At 72.2% G+C, this 24,162-nt stretch carries 23 protein-coding genes; 15 read left to right on the plus strand and 8 right to left on the minus strand.

From position 1 onward, the window contains the following. Position 1: 1 nt before the first annotated feature. On the plus strand, positions 2-211 hold the full coding sequence (locus GVV04_RS28740) for a hypothetical protein (protein WP_407938854.1): 210 nt from the start codon (positions 2-4) through the stop codon (positions 209-211). Positions 212-471: 260 nt separating this feature from the next. Here GVV04_RS28740 and GVV04_RS28745 read toward each other — a convergent pair whose 3' ends face one another. Continuing rightward, positions 472-969, minus strand: a complete 498-nt coding sequence (locus GVV04_RS28745; protein WP_161692151.1) for a hypothetical protein — start codon at positions 967-969, stop codon at positions 472-474. A 684-nt stretch (positions 970-1,653) separates the two neighbouring features. Between GVV04_RS28745 and GVV04_RS28750 the strand changes: the two genes are divergently transcribed. Then, a complete protein-coding gene (locus GVV04_RS28750; RefSeq protein WP_161692241.1) occupies positions 1,654-2,220 on the plus strand; it encodes an NUDIX hydrolase in 567 nt (188 codons plus the stop codon). 597 nt (positions 2,221-2,817) lie between these two features. Here GVV04_RS28750 and GVV04_RS28760 read toward each other — a convergent pair. Further along, a complete protein-coding gene (locus tag GVV04_RS28760) occupies positions 2,818-3,579 on the minus strand; it encodes a helix-turn-helix domain-containing protein (RefSeq protein WP_161692152.1) in 762 nt (253 codons plus the stop codon). 208 nt (positions 3,580-3,787) lie between these two features. Here GVV04_RS28760 and GVV04_RS28765 point away from each other — a divergent pair, with 208 nt between their 5' ends. The 3 genes from GVV04_RS28765 to GVV04_RS28775 all read left to right on the plus strand — a co-directional run bounded on the left by GVV04_RS28765 (position 3,788) and on the right by GVV04_RS28775 (position 5,840). Further along, complete coding sequence (locus GVV04_RS28765; protein ID WP_328822632.1) at positions 3,788-4,984, plus strand: helix-turn-helix domain-containing protein; 1,197 nt, start codon at positions 3,788-3,790, stop codon at positions 4,982-4,984. 2 nt (positions 4,985-4,986) lie between these two features. Then, positions 4,987-5,226, plus strand: a complete 240-nt coding sequence (locus GVV04_RS28770; RefSeq protein ID WP_161692154.1) for a hypothetical protein — start codon at positions 4,987-4,989, stop codon at positions 5,224-5,226. 80 nt (positions 5,227-5,306) lie between these two features. Further along, positions 5,307-5,840 (plus strand): GNAT family N-acetyltransferase, encoded by a 534-nt coding sequence (locus tag GVV04_RS28775; protein ID WP_161692155.1) that lies wholly within the window; start codon positions 5,307-5,309, stop codon positions 5,838-5,840. Between the two features lie 108 nt (positions 5,841-5,948). Here the strand turns inward: GVV04_RS28775 and GVV04_RS28780 are convergent, their stop codons facing one another. The 3 genes from GVV04_RS28780 to GVV04_RS28790 form a co-directional block, all read right to left on the minus strand. Further along, complete coding sequence (locus GVV04_RS28780) at positions 5,949-6,392, minus strand: hypothetical protein (RefSeq protein ID WP_161692156.1); 444 nt, start codon at positions 6,390-6,392, stop codon at positions 5,949-5,951. Positions 6,393-6,527: 135 nt separating this feature from the next. After that, positions 6,528-7,004 carry a MerR family transcriptional regulator gene (locus GVV04_RS28785; protein WP_161692157.1) on the minus strand — a complete coding sequence of 159 codons (477 nt, stop codon included), beginning with the start codon at positions 7,002-7,004 and terminating at the stop codon, positions 6,528-6,530. Continuing rightward, positions 7,004-8,503 (minus strand): SulP family inorganic anion transporter, encoded by a 1,500-nt coding sequence (locus GVV04_RS28790; protein ID WP_161692158.1) that lies wholly within the window; start codon positions 8,501-8,503, stop codon positions 7,004-7,006. Before GVV04_RS28790 ends, GVV04_RS28785 begins: the two co-directional genes overlap by 1 nt. Before the next feature lie 245 nt (positions 8,504-8,748). Between GVV04_RS28790 and GVV04_RS28795 the strand changes: the two genes are divergently transcribed. Beyond that, positions 8,749-10,341, plus strand: a complete 1,593-nt coding sequence (locus GVV04_RS28795) for a mucoidy inhibitor MuiA family protein (protein WP_161692159.1) — start codon at positions 8,749-8,751, stop codon at positions 10,339-10,341. 91 nt (positions 10,342-10,432) lie between these two features. Here the strand turns inward: GVV04_RS28795 and GVV04_RS28800 are convergent, their stop codons facing one another. Next, positions 10,433-12,697: an ATP-binding cassette domain-containing protein gene (locus GVV04_RS28800; protein WP_161692160.1), complete on the minus strand. Its 2,265-nt coding sequence runs from the start codon at positions 12,695-12,697 to the stop codon at positions 10,433-10,435. Positions 12,698-12,759: 62 nt separating this feature from the next. Between GVV04_RS28800 and GVV04_RS28805 the strand changes: the two genes are divergently transcribed. Continuing rightward, positions 12,760-13,743 (plus strand): helix-turn-helix transcriptional regulator, encoded by a 984-nt coding sequence (locus GVV04_RS28805; RefSeq protein WP_161692161.1) that lies wholly within the window; start codon positions 12,760-12,762, stop codon positions 13,741-13,743. 59 nt (positions 13,744-13,802) lie between these two features. Here GVV04_RS28805 and GVV04_RS28810 read toward each other — a convergent pair whose 3' ends face one another. Beyond that, entirely contained in the window at positions 13,803-14,501 is a 699-nt protein-coding gene (locus GVV04_RS28810) for a Crp/Fnr family transcriptional regulator (RefSeq protein WP_161692162.1), read from the minus strand. 385 nt (positions 14,502-14,886) lie between these two features. On the opposite strand from GVV04_RS28810, the gene GVV04_RS28815 reads away from it, so the two are divergent. Continuing rightward, positions 14,887-15,156: a hypothetical protein gene (locus GVV04_RS28815; protein WP_161692163.1), complete on the plus strand. Its 270-nt coding sequence runs from the start codon at positions 14,887-14,889 to the stop codon at positions 15,154-15,156. Here the strand turns inward: GVV04_RS28815 and GVV04_RS28820 are convergent. Continuing rightward, a complete protein-coding gene (locus tag GVV04_RS28820; RefSeq protein WP_201754339.1) occupies positions 15,076-16,179 on the minus strand; it encodes a hypothetical protein in 1,104 nt (367 codons plus the stop codon). The genes GVV04_RS28815 and GVV04_RS28820 overlap by 81 nt on opposite strands. A gap of 579 nt (positions 16,180-16,758) precedes the next feature. Here GVV04_RS28820 and GVV04_RS28825 point away from each other — a divergent pair. The 7 genes from GVV04_RS28825 to GVV04_RS34890 all read left to right on the plus strand — a co-directional run bounded on the left by GVV04_RS28825 (position 16,759) and on the right by GVV04_RS34890 (position 24,161). Then, positions 16,759-17,577 (plus strand): hypothetical protein, encoded by an 819-nt coding sequence (locus GVV04_RS28825; RefSeq protein ID WP_161692164.1) that lies wholly within the window; start codon positions 16,759-16,761, stop codon positions 17,575-17,577. 169 nt (positions 17,578-17,746) lie between these two features. Beyond that, positions 17,747-18,502: a vWA domain-containing protein gene (locus GVV04_RS28830; RefSeq protein ID WP_161692165.1), complete on the plus strand. Its 756-nt coding sequence runs from the start codon at positions 17,747-17,749 to the stop codon at positions 18,500-18,502. Continuing rightward, on the plus strand, positions 18,499-19,278 hold the full coding sequence (locus tag GVV04_RS28835) for a protein phosphatase 2C domain-containing protein (protein ID WP_161692166.1): 780 nt from the start codon (positions 18,499-18,501) through the stop codon (positions 19,276-19,278). Before GVV04_RS28830 ends, GVV04_RS28835 begins: the two co-directional genes overlap by 4 nt. Further along, on the plus strand, positions 19,275-20,321 hold the full coding sequence (locus GVV04_RS28840; RefSeq protein WP_161692167.1) for a hypothetical protein: 1,047 nt from the start codon (positions 19,275-19,277) through the stop codon (positions 20,319-20,321). The genes GVV04_RS28835 and GVV04_RS28840 overlap by 4 nt, the downstream gene beginning before the upstream one ends. Further along, the gene (locus tag GVV04_RS28845; RefSeq protein WP_161692168.1) at positions 20,318-21,067 is read left to right on the plus strand and encodes a 4Fe-4S single cluster domain-containing protein; all 750 of its coding nucleotides are present in this window, start codon (positions 20,318-20,320) and stop codon (positions 21,065-21,067) included. The genes GVV04_RS28840 and GVV04_RS28845 overlap by 4 nt, the downstream gene beginning before the upstream one ends. Then, positions 21,064-22,290: a hypothetical protein gene (locus GVV04_RS28850; protein ID WP_161692169.1), complete on the plus strand. Its 1,227-nt coding sequence runs from the start codon at positions 21,064-21,066 to the stop codon at positions 22,288-22,290. The genes GVV04_RS28845 and GVV04_RS28850 overlap by 4 nt, the downstream gene beginning before the upstream one ends. Continuing rightward, positions 22,287-24,161, plus strand: a complete 1,875-nt coding sequence (locus GVV04_RS34890; protein WP_161692170.1) for an AAA family ATPase — start codon at positions 22,287-22,289, stop codon at positions 24,159-24,161. The genes GVV04_RS28850 and GVV04_RS34890 overlap by 4 nt, the downstream gene beginning before the upstream one ends. Position 24,162 lies beyond the last annotated feature (1 nt).

Consider the following 24,162-nt stretch of genomic DNA (forward strand, 5'->3'; position numbering starts at 1 on the left):
GATCCGCAACCGACTGATCCTCACCGCCCGCTGGGTCCTCCGCGACCACCAACCCCGACCCGACGGCCACTGCCCGATCTGCCGGACAGCAGACTGCCCGGTGGCCACCGCCGCCCGCAACGTCCTCGACGCCGCCGAGGAAGTACAGCAGCGGAGTACAGCAACCGAGCCGACCACACCCGACCGGGACGACCCCCAGCAGACCGGATGACCTCGGACGACACCCAATCCGACCGCCTCGCCGAGAGTTCACACCGAAGAGGTCGCTGGTTCGATACCAGCATCGCCCACGCAGGTCAAAGGCCACTTCCCGGAAACGGGGGGCCTGCCTCGCTAAGCTCTACAGACCCAAAACGGGAGGTGGCCTTTCTGCTGTCGGTGCAGCAGCGAAGTAGAGCAACTGTGTGGACAGCCCAACGCCACGACCCGTCCAGTTCATCGCCCGCCAATCACTTCTTCACACCGGAGAAGTCACTGGTTCGATTCTGGCGAGGTCCAGGCAGCGGCACGCGCATTAAAGACCAGTGCGGCTGCGATAAATGCGGGCACGGAGGACGCTGCCAGCCCGAGCTGACCCATTTCAACCCATGCTGGATATATTCGACCGAATGCGGCCGGCAACGCTTCATCAATCCCTGTTGGTTCGTCAGATAGCCATAGCCATCCCCCGGCCCCGCAACAGCAAAGCACGCTTAGCAGGCTCGTCGTGAGGGTGGCTACTCGAGCACTCTGTTGACCCGTCCTGACCCACAACGCGACGCCAGCCAATGCAGGCGCGAAGAGAAGTGCATACCACAGGGTAAGCCGCACTTGGAAATGGAAGTAGGACGCCTTGAGTGCGACCGAACCGCTGTCCATCGGGGCGCTGGAACGAGTCGCTGCATCGTTTACAGCAGCGTTGATCTCTCCTTGAGAATATGCGGCGGAAATCGCCGCGAATATTAGCAACGACGCCTGAAGAATCAACAATGCGCTTGCGATGTTGACTCCCAGCGGGAGACGCCGAGGCGGCAGCCCGCCAGCTGAGTTCGTGCTAGTGGGAACCACGAGGTGATGCTAGATGGCGATCAACGCTTAACGCTCGCCAGGGTAACCTCGCAATCCACGGGAGACCATGACGGTGGGGACTCGCCACACAGCAGCTCGGTGTCTTCCAAGCTGCTCATCGACCGATGACAGGGGCCGTAGCTGAGCTGACAGGTACGGGATGGCAACCGATGGCAGCAGGAGATGCGCCGCAGTCGCGTTCCACCGAAGCAGTCAGCCCTGTTGTTGTCGACAGCAACGGTGACAGCAACAAGGCCGAACAGCGCGAGCCGAAGCCAGCCGGCGGCGGATCAACGCCCGACGTCAGAGACGTACGCGGACGTGCCCGGACGGAGCGCCCAGAACTTTGCAAGCGAGGTGGCAGGCAACGAAGCAGCAGGAAGGCAGCGCGAGCGTCGACACAGGTCGACCATGAACCTGAACCGACGGCGTTCGGCACCTGCTCAGCAACGCGAAGCAGCACCAGTCGACAGCGGCCGACAGCTTCAGACCGCATCCCCCCGACGGGGGTCGGTGTTGGGTGTTCGTCTGGGCGACAGCCCGAACAGTGCTCCCAAGAGGCGTCGCCTCCGGCGCGTGGTGAGGTTCGGCGCGGATACTGGCGGGGTGGTGGAGAAGCAGGCGACGGAGTTGACCCGGTGGACCGTTCACGGCGAGCGGGTGGTGGACGACTCCCGCCGAGCGCGGCTGAGCATCGCCGAGGTGGAGTTGCCGGACGGGGTTCGCTTCGAGCAGTACGTGATCCGGGCTCCCCGATCGGCCATGGTCGCCGTACTCGACGATCGGGAGCGCCTGCTGTTGATGCGGCGGCACCGGTTCGTGTTCGACCGGTGGGTGTGGGAGCTGCCCGGCGGCTACGTCGACGGCGACGAGCAGCCGGCGCAGTGCGCGGTGCGGGAGGTCGAGGAGGAGACCGGCTGGCGGCCCCAGGGGGTCGAGCCGTTGCTGTCCTTCCAACCATGGGTCGGCACTGCGGACGCCGAGAATCTGCTGTTCCTGGCCCGGCAGGCCGAGCACGTCGGCACGCCCGTGGACGTGAACGAGGCTGAGCAGGTGGCCTGGATTCCGCTCGACGAGGCGTACGGGCTGGTGTCCCGGGGTGAGATTGTCGGTGCCGGCACGGTGATTGCCGTGCTGGAGCTGGTGGCGCGGAGGGCTCGGGGGGAGTTGTAGGGGTCAGCGTCGTGGGGGGGGGCTTTTCGGCCCCGTGGACGCCGCCGTCGCCGAAGCCCTCTGGCACCGCCGCCACACTCCCAGGGCGAGGCGGTGACCGGTGGGAGCCCTCTACACCTCGGCAGCATTTCGGTAGTACGCCAAGGCGCAGGTGGCCTACGCGGACATCCTGCTGACCAAGCACTCCGAGTCGGCCCTGAGCCTGTGCCGGTGCGGCCGACCCCACCCCTGCGACGACCGCCAGCACTGGCTACGGATGCGGGCCCACTTCGGGCGGTTCCTCGTCGACGGGCGGTACAGCAGCGAAGTACAGCAACCCCACCCACCGAACCCGACCCCGAGCGACCCCAGCACGCCGGATGACCTCGGACGACACCCAATCCGACCGCCTCGCCGAGAGTTCACACCGAAGAGGTCGCTGGTTCGATACCAGCATTGCCCACCTCTATATAGCAAGGTCAGAGGCCGATCGGAGAAGGTTCCGATCGGCCTCTGATCTTCTCAGCCGAAGATCATGAGTCGCCCATGAGTCGCTGCTGCCTTCGGGTAGTGGAGGAATCGGAACTCCTGCGGAGCAGGGCAGGAAAAGCCCGCGCGCTACGTCGTCGACGTGTTGTACCGATCGAGCGTCGCTTTGGAGGTCGAGGCATCCCGGAAAATCAGCTCCCACGGGCCAGTGTTGACGTCCATGTCCTTGCCGAACCCGATCCACTTTCCGGCCATCCGTCGGCCCGTGGGCTCGGCCAGGAGTTGGATCGCGCCGTGATAGCGGGCGCCTCGGTAGTAGCCGGCCGAGTCGGTCTGTTCCACCCAGGTGCCAGTGACAACGGCACCGTCCACGGTCAGGTCGAGTGACAGAGATGATGCCGCCGAGCCGGGCAGGCTGCGCGCGGTCAGCCGGTCGCCGTGTTGAAGCATGACCAGGAAGTGCTGCCCGGCGAAGGAGTCTCCCCGGCCGCTGGAGTAAAACTGGTAGCGGCTGAGCCATACGCCCTCGTACGACCGGTGGGCCGTGGCTGGCCTGGACGTGGGCGTCGGTGTGGCCAGGCTGGACATGGGAGATGTCAGGTCGTGTCCACCGTGCTGGTCATCGGCGATCTGCCCTTCGGGCACTGCGGCGAAGCCGAGCAGTGAGATGGGTAGGCCGGTGGCGACCTCCAGCGCGCGGGCGTAGACGGGTCGCGGCGCGGTGATCGCGCCGGACTCCCATCGCTGGACGAGCCTCTTGTTGGCGTCGTTGGGTTCGCCGACGCGGTGGCCGGCGGCCTGCAGCGCGCGAGCGAAGTCGTCCTGGCTCATGCGCATCCCGGTACGGACTGCGCGTAGGGCGGTGTTCGGGACCGTCATGAACGTCACCATAGCGGTATGTCGCCGAAATGTCGCCGGCAATGTGACCGAGTTGTCGTGTCTTGTGTCGTCGCGGGCGGTGACATCTCAGCGTCAGTGTGGACAGCATGCGGCGGTCGAGCTTGCCGCCGCGCTTCTGCTGACGGAGGTGGGGATGCAGGGTGATGGCGATGGCCCGGCGAGAAGACGAATCCGGCGGTGCCGGGGCGGCGGTGGCGTCGTGGGCGGCAGTGAGCCGGTGGGGCGGCGGGTGGCGTACTGGCGGGGGCGGCGGAAGCTGTCTCAGCAGGTGTTCGCCGACCGTTTGGGCAAGTCGAAGAGCTGGGTGGACAAGGTCGAGCGCGGTGTCCGCTCTCTGGACAAGGTGTCGACCCTCCAGGAGGTCGCCACGGTCCTGCGTATCGACACGGCGGTGCTGCTCGGTCGGGATGTCCAGCCCGCCGAGGTGATCGAGCGGAGCGCAGAGGTCGAGCGGATGCGGGCGGCGCTGTCCCGGTACGAGATTCCCCTCGGCCGACCGGCAGGCAGCCGGCCGGTGCGGCCAATCGACGAGATGGCCCGCCAGGTCGCGCACGCCTGGACGACCTTTCAGCACGCCCAATATCCCCGCGTGGTCGACCTGCTGCCGGAGTTGCTGGCCGACGTGGAGCGCGCTCACGCCGCTGACCCGGTGGCGGGTCGGGTGCCGCTGGTGGGGGCGTACCGGATTACCGCGTCGCTGTTGGTCAAGCTGGGTGCCCCGGACCTGGCGTGGCTTGCTGTCGATCGGGCGATGATCGCTGCCACGGGTGACCGGGTGTTGGTGGCCGCCGCAGCGGTGCAGCTCGGTGAGGTGCTGCGCGCGTCGGGGCAGGTGCGGGTGGCGAAGTCGGCGATGCTGGCCGCCGCCTACCGGATCGCCCCGCCGGTGATCGAGGTCGGGCTGCCTCCGGAGTTGTCCCTGTGCGGGACGCTGCTCCTCCAGGCGGCGTTGGCCGCCGCCCGTCAGGGTGACGACGCGGCGGTTGCCGAGCTGCTCGGCGAGGCCGCCGCCCTGGCCGCCCGGGTCGGCGACGGGCACGACCACCACCACACCGGGTTCGGGCCGACGGCCGTGGAGTTGGCCCGGGTCACCGCAGCGGTGGAGTTGGGCGACGGAGGCGACGCCGTGGCCTGGCACGAGAAGGCGACCACCCGGGACGGCTGGCGGTGGCTATCCGCCGAGTACCGCGCCGCGCACCTGGTCGACGCCGCCCGCGCCTACCTCCAGACCGGCGATCCGATCAGCGCCGGCCGGGCACTGATGGAGGCCGACCGCGTTGCGCCGGCCGAGATTCGCCACCGGCCGGCCGGACGGGACGTGCTCGCCCAGGTAACCCGGGACCCGCGCGCCCCGACGACGCTTATCCATCTCGCCGCGACCCTCGGGGTGGGCTGAGGATGACCGCGCCGTTCCTGTCCCTGGCCCAGATCCGCAACCGGCTGATCCTCACCGCCCGCTGGGTCCTCCGCGACCATCAACCCGGACCCGACGGCCGCTGCCCGATCTGCCGGACGGCAAACTGCCCGGTGGCCGCCGCCGCCCGTGACGTCCTGCGCGCGGCCAAGGAAGTGCAGCTGTGGAGTACAGCAACCGAGCCGACCGCACCCGACCGGGACGACCCACAGCAGGGCGGATGACCTCGGACGACACCCGATCCGACCGTGTCCGGCGAACAACCAGGTTGATCACGATAGGTCGCGTCGGGTAGGAACACGGCATGCTACGTGGCGACAAGATCGGGCTGCGGGCCCGACACGAAACCGACGTTCCCGTCCTGCAATCTGAGCTCTACGACGACGTCGCGATCCGGTCAAAGGCCGACCCCCGTCCATGGCGTCCGATCGCACCCGGCTCCGCCGCGTCGCCATACACGGTTTCCGACCCCACCGACGATGCCGCGTGCTTCTCGGTGGTTCAGCTCGCCGATGACGAACTGGCGGGCGAGGCGTTGTTGTGGGGCATCGACCTGCATAACAGAATGGCTCACATCGGAATCTCGCTGCGGCCGGCCTTCCGCAGCCGTGGGCTGGGCACCGACGTCATCCGGGTGCTGTGCCACTACGGCCTCGTGGTGCGCGGTCTGCATCGGTTGCAGATCGAGACGCTGGCCGACAATGCCGCGATGATACGAGCAGCCACCCAGGCAGGGTTCGTGCCCGAAGGCACCCTGCGCCGGGCAGCATGGGTGAATGGGGACTTCGCTGATGAGGTCATTCTCGGGCTACTCGCCACCGAGTGGGACGCGAACTGACCGCAACCGCCATACACGCCCAACTGTCGGCGCTGAACCGGCTGCTGCACGAGGAAGGCCGGGATGACGACCACGGCGGACAAGCGAGGAGGCTGCGAAAGATGATATTTAGTCGCCGGACCGGCCCCAGAAGTAGATCTCGTCGGGTCGGCCGGTGGCGTCGTGCAGGACCGCGCACCGGCCGAACCAGCTTTGTTCGGCCAACCCGACTATGGCCTCCACGTGCTCGCGGGTCAACACCTCGGTTCCCGCGCAGCGCCGGGCCTCGCGGGTGGTCACCGGCTGCACCGTGCCGTAGTCCGGCTTCTCGCTCTCGGTGACCACCCGGATCATGTCCAGGATGGAGTGCGTGCCGGATTCCTGGACCCACTCGTCGCCGTAGAGCTCGTCGAGCGTCTGCGGGCGGTCGCGGTAGTCGCTCGCCGCAGTGCCAATCTCACCACGGGCCCACCAGTAGTCCCCGTCCGCGAACACCCGCGCCCGCAGGTCGTCTAGGGCGCCCTGTAGGTCGGGCTGATAGGTGACGAAGTAGCTCCAGCCGGAGGCGCCCATGTCTGCCCCTTCCACGATCGATGGCAGGCGGAGGCTAACGGACCCCACCGACAGCCATGGCCGACGCCGAGTGGCGGCGCCGCATCCATCCGGTCGAGATCCCGGACAGCCGGCCGCCTGTTCCCAGACGGGAGATCAAACGGTTGGGTCGCCGTGGTGGTCGAGTTTGTCGCGGAGCGTGCCGGCGAAGCCTTCGGCCATGTCGAGCTGGTCGCGTAGTGCGCTGACGCGGGCGACGGCGGCGGTGTGGAACATGCCGAGCCGGTCGAGCAGTTCGTGACGGTCGGTGCCGGTGCCGGTGGCGGCGTGGCGGGCGTCGAGGGCGTCGAGGACGTCGAGGAGGTCGCGCATCTCGTCGAGGGTGAAGCCGAGGGGTTTCATCCGTCTGACCACGGCGAGCCGGTCGAGGTCGGGTTCGGTGTAGAGGCGGAAGCCGCCCTCGCTGCGCGCGGAGGGGACGATCAGGCCGACTTCCTCGTAGTGGCGGATGGTGCGGATGCTCAGCCCGACCCGGTCGGCGGCCTCCCCGATCTGCATCAACCGGCCGGAGACTGGGCCGGGCACCGGGCCGGAGGCGTGCTCCGGCCCGGTGCTGCGGCTGGTGGCGGCCATCAGTGGCCGACGCCGAGCTGACCGGCGAGGGTGTCGTGGATTCGGGCGCTGGGCTTGTTCAGCTCGATGATCTCGACGGTCTTGCCCCGGGCGGCGTACCTGGTGCTGATCGCATCCAGGGCGGCGACGGAGGAGGCGTCCCAGACGTGGGCGTGGGTCATGTCGATGACCACGCGGTCGGGGTCGTTCGCGAAGTCGAACTGACCGACGAGGTCGTTGCTGGAGGCGAAGAACAGCTCACCACGCACGGAGTAGACCCGGGTCGTGCCGTCCGGGTCGAGGACGCTGGTGACCTCGACCAGATGGGCGACCCGGCGGGCGAAGATCACCATGGCGGTGAGCACGCCGACGACAACACCGACGGCGAGGTTGCGGGTGGCCAGGGTGGTCGCGACGGTGGCCAGCATGACGACGGTCTCGCCGTACGGCATCCGCCTGAGCGTCCCCGGCGTGACGGAGTGCCAGTCGAACGTCGACACCGCAACGATGACCATCACGGCGACCAGGGCGGCCATCGGGATGACCGCGACCACGTCACCGAGCGCGACGACCAGGACGAGCAGGAACACGCCGGCCAGGAAGGTCGACAATCGGGTACGGGCACCGGACGCCTTCACGTTGATCATCGTCTGGCCGATCATCGCGCAGCCGCCCATGCCGCCGAAGAAACCAGTGACGATGTTGGCGACGCCCTGGCCCCAGGACTCGCGGGTCTTGTTGGAGTGGGTGTCGGTGAGGTCGTCGACGAGCTTGGCGGTCATCAGTGATTCCATCAGCCCGACCAGCGCTATCCCCAACGCGTAAGGGGCGATCAGGCCGAGAGTGCCGAGGGTCCAGGGAACCTGCGGCACGCCGAGGGTGGGCAGGCTGTCCGGCAGAGCGCCTTCGTCGCCGACAGTCGGCACGGCCACGCCGGCGACCACCGTGACGACGGTCAGCACGACGATCGCGACCAGCGGTGCGGGAATCGCGCGGGTGAGCCGGGGCAGCCCCACCATGATCGCCAACGCGACCGCGACGAGCGGATAGACCAGCCACGGCACGCCGATCAGGTGCGGGATCTGCGCGGCGAAGATGAGAATGGCCAGGGCGTTGACGAAGCCGACCATGACGCTGCGCGGGATGAACCGCATCAGCTTCGCCACGCCCAGCACCGCGAGAAGGACCTGGATCACCCCACCGAGGATCACCGCCGCGATCAGGTGGTCCAGGCCGTGCTCCTTCACCAGTGGGGCGACGACGAGGGCGACAGCGCCCGTGGCGGCGGAGATCATCGCTGGACGTCCGCCGCAGATCGCGATGACCACAGCCATGGTGAACGAGGTGAACAGGCCGACGCGGGGGTCGACCCCGGCCAGGATCGAGAAGGAGATCGCCTCGGGGATCAGCGCGAGTGCGACGACCAGGCCGGCGAGGACCTCGGTGCGGAACACCTTCGGTGACAGCCAGGACGGACGGGACAGACGCGGCCGGGTGACCGGAGAAAACGCAGAAGACATGCGGTCATTTCCACTCAGGCGCGCTCAGCGAGGGCGCGAACCACCGTCCCCGTGGTCGGGGCGGGCGGCTACGGAACGGTCGGGCTGCTCGCCGTACCTCGGCGACCTCGGCGGAGGCTACCCTTCCGTAAGGGGAGAGTCGGGTGGGAAGTGCCGGCCATCACGTCGGCCGCCGGCGGGGCAGGGCCTCGCGCCCCGCGACGAGGGGCTGGGGTTACGAGCACGGTCCGACTACCCTCGCCGCCGTGAAGGCAACGGAGATCGAAGCACCCATCGTCGGCGTCACCGTCTATCCGGACCGGGCCCGGGTCACCCGCCGGGGCAGCACCCGGTTGGCCGCCGGTGAGCACCGGGTACGCATCGCGCCGTTGCCGCTGGGCCTGCGGCGGGACTCGCTACGGGTCGGCGGCCGGGGCGCGGCCACCGTGCTCGGTGTGGACGTGACGACGTGGCGGCAGGCGCGCAGCACCGACGGACAGGTCCGCGAACTGGAGCAGCGGAGCCGGGAGCTTGCCGACGAGCTGGCCGAGGCCAACGACACGGACGAGATCGAGGAGCAGCGGGGGCAGTTCCTCGCCCGGCTGGCCGAGCGGGCCGGCGGCACGTACGCGCGGGCGCTGGCCTCCGGCGACGCCGGCCCGACCGACGTGGCCACCTTCGCCGACTCGATGGCCGGCCAGCTCGCCGACTCCCAGACCCGCCGGCGCGGGCTGGCCCGGCGGCGCACCGAGCTGACCGAGGAACTGGCCGCTGTCGAGCGGCAGCTGGACGCCGCGAACGGCAAGCGCGAGCCGGACCGGCTGGCCGCCGAGGTGACCGTGTCGGTGGACGCCGACGACGCCGAGCTGGACCTGGAGCTGACCTACCTGGTCGACGGGGCCTACTGGCAGCCCTCCTACGACCTGCGGCTGGTCGACGACACCATGAACGTCACCTGGTTCGGCCTGGTCAGCCAGAACACCGGCGAGGACTGGCCGGAGTGCGTACTCCAGCTCTCGACCGCCCGCCCGGCGGCGGCGGCCGGCGTACCCGAGCTGTCGCCCTGGTATCTCGACCGGGTCCGGCCGGTGCCGCCGCCCATGCCCAAGCCAGCGGCCAGCTTCGACGCGCGGCCGGCACCCTCGCCGCCCGGCGCGGCGCCGGCCATCACGGGCGGTGCGGCCCGGTCCGGCGCACCGCGCCCCAGCGTGCGGGAGAGCGTCGCCGCGGTCGAGCAGGGGGTCACCGCGGCCACCTACCGGCCGGCCCGCCCGGTCGCCGTGCCGGCGGACGGCAGCGCGCACCGGGCCACCATCGCCGTGCTGGACCTGCCGGCCCGGCTGGACCACGTGACCGTGCCGGTCCGCGCGGCCGAGGCGCACCTGCGCGCGACGGTACGCAACACCTCGGCACACACGCTGCTCCCCGGCGCGGCGGCGGTCTTCCACGGCGCCGACTTCGTCGCGGCCACCCGGCTGCCGGTGTGGGCGCCCGGTGAGGAGACCGAACTGGCGCTCGGGGTGGACGACCGGGTGCGGGTGGAGCGGAAGCTGGGCCGGCGGGCCGACACCCGGGCCACGCTCGGCTCGACCCGGCGGCGGGACGTGGAGTACCGGATCAGCGTGGCCAACCACACGCCCCGGCCGGCGAGCGTGGAGGTGCGCGACCAACTGCCGGTGTCCCGCGACGAGGCGGTGGTCGTGCGGGAACCCACCCTCGTCCCGCCGCCGGCCGAGCGCACCGAGCTGGGCGAGCTGACCTGGCGGCTGCGGCTCGCGCCGGGGGAGAGCGGCGAGATCACCATGGGCTTCCGGGTCGAACTCGCCAAGGGGGTCGAGCTGGCCGGCTGGCGGGAGTGACCGGGTGAGGAGGGCCCCGCAGTGATGTGCTGCGTGGCTTGGCCGCGGCGGTGGTGCCGGCGGTACGGACGCGGGGATCGCGGTGTGCGGCTCAGCGCGGGCGGGCAGCCGCCGCCGGTGCGCCGTGGGTGAGGGCCTGACACGTAGGGGTGGCCCGGCCCGTGTAGTCGGCGGCGTGGCCCTCGAACAGGATGGTTCCGCCGTGCCTGCCGGGCCCGGGGCCGAGGTCGATCAGCCAGTCGGCCTGGCGGATGACATCGAGGTTGTGCTCGATGACGACGACCGTGTGACCCTGATCGACCAGGCCGTCGAGGACGTGCAGCAGCGTGTCGATGTCGTTCAGGTGCAGCCCGGTGGTGGGCTCGTCGAGCACGTACGTGGTGGGCTGCTCGGTCTGGCGGAGTTCCTTGGCGATCTTCGCCCGCTGGCACTCCCCACCGGAGAGGGTGCTCAAGGACTGTCCCAGGCGCAGGTAACCCAGGCCGACGGCACCGAGCTGACGTAGGGCGTGGGAGATGCCCGGGTCGGGCAGTCGCGCCATGGCCTGGTCGACGGTGAGGTCGTCGACGTCGGCGATCGACAGCCCGTTCACGGTGTGGGCGAGGACCTTCGGGCTGAAGCGGCGGCCGTGGCAGGTCTCGCAGACGATCTCCTGGCCGTCCATGAACGCGAGGTCGGTGTGGATGACGCCGAGCCCGGCGCAGTCGGGGCAGGCGCCGTCGGAGTTGGCGCTGAACAGGCCGGCCGGCACGTGGTTGTGCCGGGCGAACAGCTTGCGGATCGCGGGGGCGATGCCGGTGTAGGTGATCGGGGTGGATCGGCGGTTGGTGCTGACCGGTTTCTGATCGATCACCGTCGCCTGGTGCTGGGCCGCCAGCTCGTCGGCGAGGCTGGACTTGCCGGAGCCGGCGACGCCGGTGAGGACCGTCATCACGCCGGTCGGGATTCGCACGGTGACGTTCCGCAGGTTGTTGCGGCTGGCGTCGGCGACGGTGAGGCTCCCCGTGGCGGAACGTGGGGTGGGCTTCGCCGGCCGGTGCTGGGCCAGGGCTCGCCCGGTCGGTGTGTCGGCCTCGCGGAGCCGGGCGAAGGTGCCCTGGAACACGAGCTGCCCGCCGGCGGCACCAGCGCCGGGGCCGACCTCGATGACCTGGTCCGCGTGGGCCATCACGGCGGGGTCGTGCTCGACGACGAGGACGTTGTTCCCGCTGTCACGGAGCCGCTTCATAAGCTTGATGACGGATTCCACGTCGGTGGGGTGCAGTCCCACGGTCGGTTCGTCGACGACGTAGGTCATCTCGGTGAGGCTGGAGCCGAGGTGCTTGACCGTCTTGATCCGTTGCGACTCTCCCCCGGAGAGGGTGGTCGTCGCCCGGGAGAGCGTGAGGTAGCCGAGCCCGATCGTGCTCATCGCCTCCAGCCGGGCGGTCAGGGCCGCCACCACGGGCGCGACGCGGACGGACGTGATCGTCTGGACGAGGCGCACGAGTTCGTTGATCTCCAGGCGGGACATCTCGCCGATGGTGTGGTCGAGCACGGTGGCCGTTCGCGCGGCCTCGTTGAGTCGGTCGCCGGCGCACTCGGGGCAGGTCCGCGCCCGGGTGAACTGGCGGATGACGCCCTGCTTGCGTTCTGACAGGTTGTCCGAGGTGTGCAGGTAGATCCGCTCGAACCGCTCGACGATCCCCTCGTACCCCCTGGGGGGCTTGCGGCCCAGCCCGGCCGCCGCCTGCCCGCCGCGCAGCAGCGCTTCCCGTTCCAAGGGGGACCATTGCCGCAGCGGGGTGTCGGCGTCGAAGACGCCGATGTCGGCGTACTGGGCGTACCAGTAGTTGCCTTTGCCGAACCCGGGTAGCCGGATCGCACCCTGCGCGAGGGACATGTCCAGGTCCAGGAAGCGCTCGACCGCGCTGACGACCACCTCGCCGAGCCCGGAGCAGGTCGGACACATGCCGGCCGGATCGTTGAAGGAGAAGCGGTTCGACTCGCCCACGTGGGGCTGACCGAGGCGGGAGAACAGGAGCCGCAGGTAGGTCCAGGCGTCGGTGATCGTGCCGACGGTCGAGCGGGTGTTGCCGCCGATCCGGCGCTGGTCGATGACGATCACCGGAGTCAGGCCCTGGATGTGCTCCACGTCCGGGCGGGTCCACTTCGGCAGCCGGTTCCTGGCGAAGGGCGGGAAGGTCTCGTTGAGCTGGTACCCCGCCTCCGCCGCGATCGTGTCGAACACCAGCGAGGACTTCCCCGAGCCGGATACGCCGACGAGGACGACCAACTGGTTGCGGGGGATGTCGAGATCCACGTCGCGCAGGTTGTTCGTGCGGGCCCCGCGAATGCTGACGTTTCGCTGCTTCATGACCACGACGCTACGAGCAGATGTGGTCACATCTTGGCCGCAACCGCAGGGAGAATGGGGTGATGGCGGACGTCACGGAACGCGCACTGGCCCTGTTGTCGATCCTGCAGACCGGCCGGTCGTTCAGCGGCGACGAACTGGCCCGGCGGCTGAGCGTCAGCCCCCGCACCCTGCGCCGCGACGTCGACCGGCTACGAAGGTACGGCTACCCCGTCGAGACCCACCCGGGGCCGGGCGGCTACTACCAGCTCACGGCCGGTCGCACGATGCCCCCGCTCGTCCTCGACGACGACGAGGCGGTCGCGACCCTGCTCGGGCTCGCCTCGCTCGCGGCCACCGGGGCAGCCGGGAACGGGGGACTCGACGACGCCGCGACCCGCGCCTACGGAAAGCTGGACCAGTTCCTCCCCGCTCGACTGCGTCCCCGCGTGGCCTCCGTCCGCGCCAGTCTGGAGACGGGTGCCCGACCGGCTCCGAGCGTGTCCACCCGCCAGCTCAGCCTCATCGCCGAGGCCATCGCGCAGCACGAGACGATCTCGTTCAGCTACGCCGACGCCCGGGGCGAGCGAACGGATCGACGCGTGGAGCCGTACCGGCAGGTCCATCACCTGCTGCGCTGGTACCTGTTGGGCTGGGACACCGGGCGTGCGGACTGGCGCGTGTTCCGCCTGGACCGCGTCACCGACCCGGTACGAACCGGCACCCACCACGTGCCACGGCCGCTGCCTGCCGAGTCGGCCCTGGCATACCTGCGACAGGGACTCGACCGGGGCGGGCAACCGGTCAGGCTCCTGGTGAAGGCCCCGGCCACCCGCGTCGTCGACGCCCTGAGACACCAGGATGCCGAGATCCGTCCCGTGGACGACCAGCAGACCGAGGTCCTCCTCAACCTGGACTCGTGGCAGTGGCTGGTGCTGAACCTCGCCTTCCTCGACGCGGACTTCCGGATCGACGAGGGCGAACAGTTCACCGCCGCCTGCCGAGCGTTCGGTGAACGCCTCAAGACCGCGACGTCAGCGGTCACCCCCGCTGACCAGGCGTTGTGAAGATCGTTTGATCCGGCGTCGGTGATCGGTGGACGGCGAGGTCTCCGGCAGCGGCCTGCTCATCGGGGGGCGGCGAGCGCGCGGAGGCCCGTCAGGTCGAGGACCGCGATCCGGCGGTACCCGGTGCGGATCAGTCCATCTGCCCGCAGGGTCCGCAACGCCCGCTGGGTCGTGTCCGTCGCCGCTCCGACCAGGGTCGCGAGTTCGGTGTGGCTCAGCTCGACCCCGATGACGAGTTCGTCGTCGTCGGCCCGGCCGCAGTGCGCCGCGATGTCGGCGAGCACCCGGGCGAGCCTGACGTGCACCGGGTAGGCGGCGAAGTCCACCCGGCGGGTGTTCGCCCACCGGAGCCGCTCGCCCACGGTGGCCGTGACCTGGGCGGCCACCGTGGGGTGGCCGCCCAGGTAGGCGAGGAAGTCCGCCTGTCTGATGACGGTGGACACCACGTCGCCGCACGCGGTCGCGGTCGCGGTGCGGCCATGACCGGTCATGGCCGCCAACTCGCCGACGAGGTCGCCGGGCAGGCGGATCGCCAGCAGCCGCTCCGTCCCGTCCACGGCCGCGGTGACCTTGACGAAGCCGCGCCGGATCACCTCGACGTGGGTGTCCCGCGCCCCCTCGGTCAGCAGGCGTCGGCCGGCGGACACCGTGCGGGTGACGCCGAGGGCCAGCAGTTCCCGGCGCGTGGTGGGGGCGAGTTGGTCCATGAACGACCCAACGGACCAGGCTGCGTCGTCGTCCGGCGGTGCGGCAGACATGCGATGTCCTCCTGAGGCCTGGCGAAAGAGTGATCCCGTCCTTTCCCGGAATACCGCTCGCCTGGCGGGGATGCAATACCCGCATCGGACAGTCCGGCACGTCGAGGGGAGGGGACGTGGAATCACACCTAGGGCGGTCCTGCCGCTGACAGCTGTCGCACATCAGCCCGCCGGTCCCGGGACGCCCCCGATGACCGGCGGGCCGGCTGGCTGCGCCCGTGGGCCGGCCGTCCGTCAGATGAGGGCGGGTGACGCAGGCCGGGTGGCACGGATCGGAGGAGAGATGGCGAGGACCGTCCGACCGCCCGGTCGAGCGGGCGGACCGGGGCGCGACGGCCGGCGGGCGGCTGCCGGGCCGGGGTCACGGCCGGCGGGCGGTGAGGCGGTGAGCCCCGACGATCCGGCAGGCCCCGAACCTGCCCGGGCGCCGGGGGAGCTCTCGCCCCGGCAGCGGGACAGCCTCCGGCGGCTCCTGGAGCGGGAACTCGCCGGGGCGTGGCACGCCGCGCGGGCGTCGGGGGCTCCCCCGCCGGCCCTCGCGGCCCTGGTGACCGACCGGGCCTGGACGCTCTGGCTACTGGGGGGCCTCACCGATGACGCGCAGCACCTCGTCGACGACGCGCCGGACGGCGTCGGCGTCGTCGAGCAGGGCTGAGACCCACTCGTCGGGGCGCGGTGCGCCGTCGGGCGTCCGGTCGATCTCCTCGCTCCCGGTGCCCGTGTCCGGGCCGAAAACTGTGCCGAGGACCCCTACCACCGTGGCGACCGGGTCCGCTCCGGACCGCAGCCCTCGGCTGATCGCCGCCACGGCGGCGGACGCGAGGTCGGCGAGTTGGGCCTCGGCGCGCTCCTGCGGGCCGACGGGCAGCAGCGGGCGGGGGTCCGCCACCCCGTCGCCCGCTGCGGCGAGGACCGGGGGGCGCTTGCTGCCGAGCGGCCGTTCCACGTAGTCGGCGTACCAGCGCGGTCGCCGCCGCATGGCGGCCAGCACCTGGTCGACCTCCCGGGACACCGTCGGGCCGTCGCTGCCCGTCAGGTCGCCGGTCACCGACTCCCGCCGCTGCGCCCAGCTGTCCAACGGCCAGAGTTGGGTGCCGGCGGTGGTGGCCACGCCGACCCAGGTGAGGATCTGCACGGCGAGGTCGGTCAGCCAGGGGTCCTCGCCGAGTTCGGCGGCGAGCCAGCCCGGCACCCGGGGGCGTTGCAGCGCACCCCGCCGGCCGCGCCGGCGGCGGTGACCGTCGACGGTGGCGGCGGTGAGCCGGGCGGCCACCCAGCGCTCCACGTCGATGATCGGCACCCTGGCGTTGGCGATCAGGTCGGTGACGACGGCCTCCACGTCGTCGTGGTGGCGGTCGAGGCAGTCGTCGGCGAGCATCTGGACCGCGCTCGCGCAGGCCCAGTGGCCCCGCCGGCGTTCGACCGGCCGGGTCACCCGGTGGAAGACGATCGGCCAGACGATGTCGTACGCGGCGCTGACGAGCCGGGCGCGGGCCGCGGGCGGCGCGGACGCCGCGCGGGCCGCCAGGTCCCCCCGGCGGGCCAGGTCGCGCAGTTCCCTCACCTCGGACCGGGGGCGGGACGGCAGCGGCGCGCGAGTTGTCCTGCCCACCACCGCCGCGTTGTCGGTGGCGGCGCGCGGGGACGGCAGCGAGGCCGTGTCATTCGCGTACGTCATGACGCTCCTCCCGGAACAGGTGCCGAGCTACGGGGGTTGCCATCTGCAATTTGCAGACGGAAAGGGGTTCGTCGGTGATCGATTACAATGTGTCGGATGCGCGCGCCGGAAGTTGTCCCCGGCCGGTGAAGAGGCGGTTCGCGGCCCATGGACGACGCTTCCGGTCCGGGTGGGTGCCGGTGCGGCGGAACGCCTGTGGCACCCGCCGGGTGGCACCACGATCTGCTCGCTGGAATACGACGTGATGCGCCCAATACTCGTGCCACTCGCCGATCGGCACTGGCCAGACGATTGCCAATGTGCTGGTCAGATAATGGTCGTGAAGTGGACAGCCGGAGCCGGACGGGCCGCGCCGCCGGTTGCGAACCGGTAGCCTCCCCACCGTCCTGACGGACCATCCGCAGAGAGGAGACGGCCCTGCGCCCCGGGAGCGAACCCCGCCCCTCGTACGAGGACGGGCTCCGGCAGGAACTGCTGGAGCTGCGTCGGGGGCCCGGTCTGCAGAGCAGCCCCCTGCTCCGTCGCCTGGGGCCGCGACTGGCCGACCTGTGTGGCATCTCGCCGGCGGAGCCGGACCCGGTGGTACGCGCGAAGGTGCGGGCCACCCTGCTGGCCCTCTCCGCCGACCTGCCCACCGATCTGCGTCGGGCCCTCGTGCTGGCGTACGCGCTCGATCCCGAGCACTCCTACCTGCGGCTGGACCGGCGGACGGACCAGCTCGCGCGCGAGCTGTCGTGCCAGCAGCGCACGGCACGCCGCCGGATCGACGAGGCGGTGGCCCGGCTGGTGCGCGCCGCCGTCGCGGACGCCCCGTCCGACACGGGCCCGTCCTGGCACCTGCACGGCATGCACGCGCTGCTGCGGCTCGACACGCCGTCACCCGAGCTCTACGAGACGCGGGACGTCGTGGCGATCCGGCCGATCGGGGAGATCACCGTGCAGTTCAGCCTGCCCCGGCGACCGGGCGACGACCGCCCGGAGCACGACGTCGCCGTCGACGTCCTCTACGGAGCCCGGATCCGGGAGGTGACCCGGCACAACGACGGGCAGTTCTTCCGGCTCGTGCTCACCCTGCCCCGGGTCCTGGCAGCCGGGGAGCGGCACGAGCTGTGCCTGCACTACCGCGTTCCGGCAGGTCAGCCGATCCGGGAGCACTACGTCTTCCAGCCGCTCGCGCCGTGCGCCCGTTGCACCGTACGGCTGCGGTTCCCGCCCGGCGGCGGCCCCGCGCTGGTCTGGCGCCTGGACGGCGTGCCGCCGCGTTCCGTGGACGACCGTGCGCCGGGCGGGGACCGGCTCAGCCCGGACGCCATCGGCGAGGTGTGGTCGGCCTTCGAGGGCCTGCAACAGGGGTACGCGTACGGCGTGGCCTGGGCCGCCGCCGGCCCGGACGGCTGACGGGGCGTCCGGGCGGCGACGACGTGCGGGCGGGACGGCGGCGCGGTCCGTCAGGTAGGGACGTGGAGAGCTTTCCCACCCGGTCGCGGGCAGGCGGGTCCCGTGCCCGAAACGTGGTCCGGCGACCCACGGCGACGCCGCCCGGCCCGGCCGAGGGGGCGACCCCCCGGTGAACCCCTTCGCGCTGTTCGAGGACGACACGGACGAGCCGGACGAGATCGACTTCGTCACCGACACGCACCGGCGCCGGTTCGTGGCCCTGCTGATCGACACCTCACGCTCGATGGCCGCCACCCAGAGCAACGGGGTGGTGGCCATCGACGCGCTCAACCGGGAGCTGGCCCGCTGGCTGCCGACAGTGCGCGCCGAGGGCCGCGGTCCGCTCCGGGACGTCGAGTTCGTGGTCGTCACCTTCGGCGCGGGTGGGGTGGGCGTGGTGTCCGGCGACGGCACGCCGTCGGCCGAGGACGGCGGGGCCTTCGTGCCCGCGTCGCGGCTGGAGTTGGCGCCGCTGGTGGCGGGAGGCGCGACGCCCATGGTGGAGGCGGTGGAGCTGGCGCTGACCCTCGTGGAGCAACGGCGGCGGCACGTGCAGACGGTCCACGCCCAGCAGACCGGCGGCCCACGGCTGATCCTGGTCAGCGACGGGGCGCCGACCGACGCCGAGGGCAACCCGACGGACGACTGGCGGCCGCTCGCCCGACGGCTGGAACAGTGGCGCTCGACGGGGCGGATGCGGCTGTTCGCGTTCGGTGTGCCGGGCGTCGACGACGAGGTGATGCGGGCACTCGCCACCCCCAGCGGCTACTTCCCCCTGGCGGACCTCGACCTGAGGAAGCTGCTCGACCTGATCCTCGTGGCCACGTCCGAACACGTCGACTTCGAGCAGGTGCGCAGCCAGGTGTACGGGGACGAGTTCTGGTGACGGCGCGGTGGTCGGTCCTGGCCGGCAGCGTCGCGGGCGGGGCGCACGCCCGCGCCGGGGTGAGCGGGCAGGACGCGTACGCGGTGCGGGAGGTCGACGGCGTCCTGCTGCTGGTCGTCGCCGACGGAGCCGGCGGGCGTCGCTGCGCCGCAGTCGGCGCGTCGTTGGTCGTGGCGTTGGCGACGCAGGTGCTCGTCGCCCTCGTCCGGGACCGGCCACCGGGGACCGCCGTCGCCTGGTCCGCCCTGCTGGACGCCGCGCGGGACCAGCTCTTCCGGCGGTTCCGGCGGGCGGCGCGGGCCCTGGCGCGGGCCGCCGGCGGGTTCCGCCCCGAGGACCTCGCCACGACGGTGACCGTGGTGGTCGCCCACCCGCCGTGGGTCGGCGTGCTCGCCGTCGGCGACGGGGTGGTCGTGGTCCGCACCGACGGTGGCGACCTCGCCCTGCTGGCCGCCCCGCCGGACGCCGCCGGTCGGCCACCCGGCGCGACGGCGCTGCTGCCGACGGCGCGGGCCGAGGCGGACACCCGCCGGCTGGTCGCGCGGCTGCCCGACCTGACCGGGCTCGCCGTGTGCACCGACGGCCTGGACAGCCTCCTCGTCGAGTACGACGGGACCCGGCCCAGCCGGCCGGGCGCCGCCGCCTTCGGGCAGCTCTTCGCGCTGGTCGAGGCGGCCGACCCGGACCCGACGGCGCTGACCCGGCTGCTCTGCGGCCGGCGGGTCGGCGCGCTCACCGACGACGACCGCACCCTCGTGCTGGCGGTGCCCCGATGAGCCTCGACGTGTGGCTGATCGCCCCGGACGGACGCCGGTCGGCCGCCAGCCTGGGCGCACCGGTCGGGTCGGCCGGCTCCCAGGGGCGGGTCTTCGGGCTGCGGGACCGGCCGGACACGGTGGTGAAGGTGCTGCACCGCGCGGACCGGGTGCACCTGGCCGACCGGCTGCGGGTCATGCTCGCCGACCCGGCCGGATGGGTCGGTGGGTCCGGGCAGCCGCTGGTGGCCTGGCCGAGCGCCGCGGTGCACCGGCGCGACGACGGCCGGCTGCTCGGCTACGCCGCGCCCCGGCTCGCCCACCCGCGCTTCGCCCCGCTGCCGACCCTGTTCAACCCGGCCGTCCGGGCCCGGATGCTGCCCGGCGCGACGTGGTCCTGGTGGCTGACCGTGGCGGAGGAGCTGGCACGTGTCGTCCACGTCGTGCACCAGCGCGGGCACGTGGTCGGTGACCTCGCACCGGCGAACGTCTTCGTCTCCGCGTCCGGGGGCGTCTGCCTCATCGACGCGGACGGCTGGCAGCTGCGCGACCCGGTGACCGGGTCGGACCTGACGTGCCCGTTCTCCCGGCCGGAGTACACGGCGCCCGAGCACCTGGACGAGCCGTCGCGCCGGCGGGAACCGGCCAGTGACCACTGGGCCCTGGCCGTGCTGGTGGCTCAGCTCGCCTGCCTCGGCTTCCATCCCTTCGGTGGCGTGCCCCGGGAGGCCGCCGGGCCGGTCGAGGAGGTCGACAACGTCCGGCTCCGCCGGTGCCGGCTGCTCGGCGCCGACGTCCGGGTGCCCGCCGCCGCCCTCCCGCCGGAGGCCCTGCCCGGGGTGCTGCGCCGCAGGCTCGGCGATGCCCTCGACGCCGGGCACACCACGCCCGCCGCCCGCCCCGGCCCGCAGTCCTGGGCGGCGGCCCTCGCGTACGCCAGGGACAGCCTGGTGCCCTGCCCCGCCGTGGCGACCCACGTGTACCCGCGCGAGGGCCGGCACTGCCCCTGGTGCCGGATGGTCGGGGCCGGAGCATCCGACCCGTTCCCCGGAGGTGGACGATGACGACGACGATCGAGATCAGCCGGGTCGCCGACCGTACCGCCGTGCTCGGTCCCGGTCTGCGCGCGGTCGTCTGGGTCCGGGGCTGCCCGCTGCGGTGCGCGGGGTGCGTCGCGCCCGAGGACCTCCCCTTCACCGGCGGGACCACCCGCACCGTCGACGACCTGGCCGGCTGGCTCGGCGGCCTGCCGCCGGAGATCACCGGTGTGACGTTCTCCGGTGGCGAGCCGATGGCGCAGGCGGCGGGGCTCGGCGCGCTGGTGGACCGGATCCGGGCCGGCCGCGACTGGTCGGTGATGTCGTTCAGCGGATACCCGATCGAGCACCTGCGCCGGCACGGCGACTCGGCCCAGCGGCGGCTGCTGGGGCAGCTCGACATCCTCGTGGACGGTCCCTACGTGGCGGCCCGGCACGCCGACCTGAGGTGGCGCGGCTCCGCGAACCAGCGGCTGCACTTCCTCACCGACCGGCACGCGCCGCCGGACCGGGACGGCTCGGCGGGGATCGAGCTGCACCTGACCGGCGACGGCGTCGAGTGGATCGGTGTTCCGCCGGTGGCCGACTTCCGCGCCGGGTTCGAGGCCGCCATGGCGGCCCGGGGAGTCGTGCTCGCGCCGCCCGGTGACGCTGCGCCACCGCCGGACGATTCCGCGCCGCCTGGCGGTTCCGCGCCGCCTGGCGATTCCGCGCTGCCCGGCGGTTCCGCGCTGCCCGACGATTCCGCGCTGCCCGACGAGAGAGGCCGATGATGTCCGGAAGCCCGAAGTACACGACCGTCGCGCTCGACGCCGCCCGCCAGGCCCAGGTGGAGGCCGCCCGCCGGCGGCGCGAGGAGGAACGTCGGCGACGCCGGGAGGAGGCCCGCCGGCGGCGGCTCGACGCCGGCATCGCAGCCGCGACCGCGCGCAGGGACGCCCTGACGGCGCGGCTGCGCCACCTCGCCGACACGGCCCGGGCGCTGCCCCAGGGCACCGAGGTGACCGCGGAGGTCGCCCGGCTCGCCGCGCTGCCCCAGCCCGCAGACGAGGCCGGCCTCGCCCGAGCCGGCGGGGAGCTGCGCCGCGCGGAGCGCCGCGCGGACGCGTTGACCGCCGCCGTGGCGGGGGAGCTGACCCGCCGGGAGCACGGCCGCGCCCTGGACCTCATCCTCGAACCGCTCGGTGAGCTGGTCGACCGCGAACGCCTCGACCCGGCCGGGCACCGGTCCGTCGCGGCGCTGCGGGCCGAGGCGCAGGACCGCACCGGGGACGCCCGGCGATTCGCCGAGACCCACCAGCGGCTCGGCGCGGCCGTCGGGGCGCACCTGGAGACGGTCCGCGACCGGCAGGGCCAGCTGCTGCGGCTGGCCACGGAGACCGACGAACTCGCCGGCCGGCTGGCCGTCGTGCTGACCGACGCCGAGGCGGCGGGCGTCGCGGTGACCGGGGCGGCCGAGCTGCGCGCAGAGGTGGCCGACCTGCGCGGGGAACGGGACGCCGGGAACCTGAGCCGCTGGGAGCACCGGGCGGACGGGCTGCGCCGCCGCGTCGAGGCGGTGACGGCCGACGTCGACGCCCGCCTCGACCAGCTGGAGCGGATGGCGGTCATCGTGGAGGCGGCCAGCGCCGCGCTGCCCGCCGCCGGCCTGCGGGTGGTGCCGGGCAGCCTGGCGGAGCGGGACGCGACGGTGGTCTTCCTCGCCCAGCGCGCCGACGGGTCGGCCATCGAGCTCACCGTGCACGCCGATGACGGCCGGGGGGACCGGCTGGAGTACCGCAGCGACGGGATCGACACGGTGGTGGAGACCTCGCCGGACGGCGGGACCTCCCGTTGCGACCTGACCGAGGAACTGCTCGAACGCTTCCACGTCGAGCTCGACCGGCAGGGCGTGACCGCCGACGGCCTGCACTGGGAGGGCAAACCCGGCCAGCCCCGGCCGCCCGCCCGCCAGGCCCGGGAGCGCGCCGGCCACGACGACCGGAGCCGGCAGTGAGCGACGGCTCGACAGACCGGCCCACGGCCCGGCCGGCCGCGGCCTGGCTGGAGCGGGTCACCGCGGAGATCGCCCGGGGCCGGCACGTGATCATCCACGGCAACGTCCGCGACCTGGTCCGGTGGGACCGGTCGTTCCAGCCGTTGCGCAACGCGGTCACCGGGCTGCTGTCGGTCTTCGGCTACCAGCTGACCGGCTACTACGACCTGATCGACGGGTTGAGCTTCGCGGGCCCGGACGACGAGCGGGAGTTCCAGCGGCTGACCGCCGCAGGCGGCGAGCGCCCCGCCGCGCCCGAGCCGGCAGCGTCGACCGACCGGGCCGGCGCGGTCCGGAACCGGTTCGCCGCAGCCCTGCGGGACGCCCCGGCGCCGACGTTGAGCAACCCGTACGACGCGCTGGCCGCGATCCGTACGGTGCTGCGGCAGGGCGCCACCTCGTCGGCGTTCATCGTCGACCTGGTCGATCTCATGCTCGCGCCGCCCGATCGCGGCGGGGACGCCGAGCGCCGCCTGTTGGGCACCATGGCCAAGGCGATGACCGAAGCGGCCCAGACCGGCCCGGTGCGTAACCTGCTCGTGCTGGTCGCCGACGACCTGGGCACCCTGCCGGCCTGGCTCTACCGGGACCGGCCGTACGTCCAGGTGGTCGAGGCGGCGCTGCCGACCTTCGACGAGCGGCACGTGTACCTGCACCAGCAGGCCCGCCACTTCCACCAGGCGGCCGACGCCCGGCGGCCCTCCGACGACCTGAGGGTGCTGGCCAACCTCAGCGAGGGCATGGCGATCACCGAACTGGACGGCCTGTGGCGGATGAGCAAGCTCCAGCGCGTCCCGCTGGACGAGCCCCGGACGCTGATGAAACGCACCCTCTTCGGCCCCCGGCGGGACCCCTGGCGGCAGGTCCGGGACCGGCTCACCCGGTTCGCCCCCATGGTCGAGGGCCGGGTCATCGGCCAGCCCGTCGCGGTCGAACGGGTCCGCCGGGCGCTGACGGCGGCCACCGTCGGCATCGACTTCGTGGCCGACCCGCACAGCTCCGAGTCGCGCCCCAAGGGGATCTTCTTCTTCGTCGGGCCCACCGGTGTCGGCAAGACGGAGCTCGCCCGGGCGCTGAGCGAGTTCGTCTTCGACGACGAGACCGCGCTGGCCCGGTTCGACATGTCGACGTTCGCCGAGTCGCACTCCGCGGAGCGGCTGACCGGAGCGCCACCCGGGTACGTCGGCCACGAACGCGGCGGGGAGCTCACGAACCGGGTGAGCCAGCGCCCGTTCAGCGTGCTGCTCTTCGACGAGATCGAGAAGGCGCACGCCTCGGTGTTCGACAAGTTCCTCCAGGTGCTCGACGACGGTCGGCTCACGGACGCGCTGGGCAACACCGCCTACTTCTCCGAGACGATCATCATCTTCACGTCGAACCTGGGGGCCGCCGAGACGTACGGCTGGCCCGACGGCGGTGAACTGCCCGACTACGACACGGTCACCACGCACTTCGAACGCGCCGTCCGCGAGCACTTCACCACCGGGCTCGGGCGGCCCGAGCTGCTCGGCCGGCTGGGCGGCGGGATCACCGTCTTCGACATCCTGCGACCGGAGTTCGTCGATCGCATCGTCCGCAAGCTGCTGGCGCAGCTCACCGCCAGCGCCGGCCGCCAGGGCGTGCGACTGACCGTCGACGAAGAGGCCGTCGTGCTGCGGGTGCAGGAGGTGATGCGCCGGCCGGAGGCGCTGCGGCTCGGGGTGCGCAGCATCCGCGACGCCCTGGACCGCCTGGTGCGGGACCCTCTGGTGGGGCACGTCTTCGACCATCCCGGGCAGGTCTCCCTGCACCTGTCGGTCGGGCCGCGCGGCACGGTGATCCGGGACGCCTGAC

This window comes from Micromonospora rubida, assembly GCF_009908295.1.
In the GTDB taxonomy this organism is placed as follows: Bacteria; Actinomycetota; Actinomycetes; order Mycobacteriales; family Micromonosporaceae; genus Micromonospora; species Micromonospora rubida.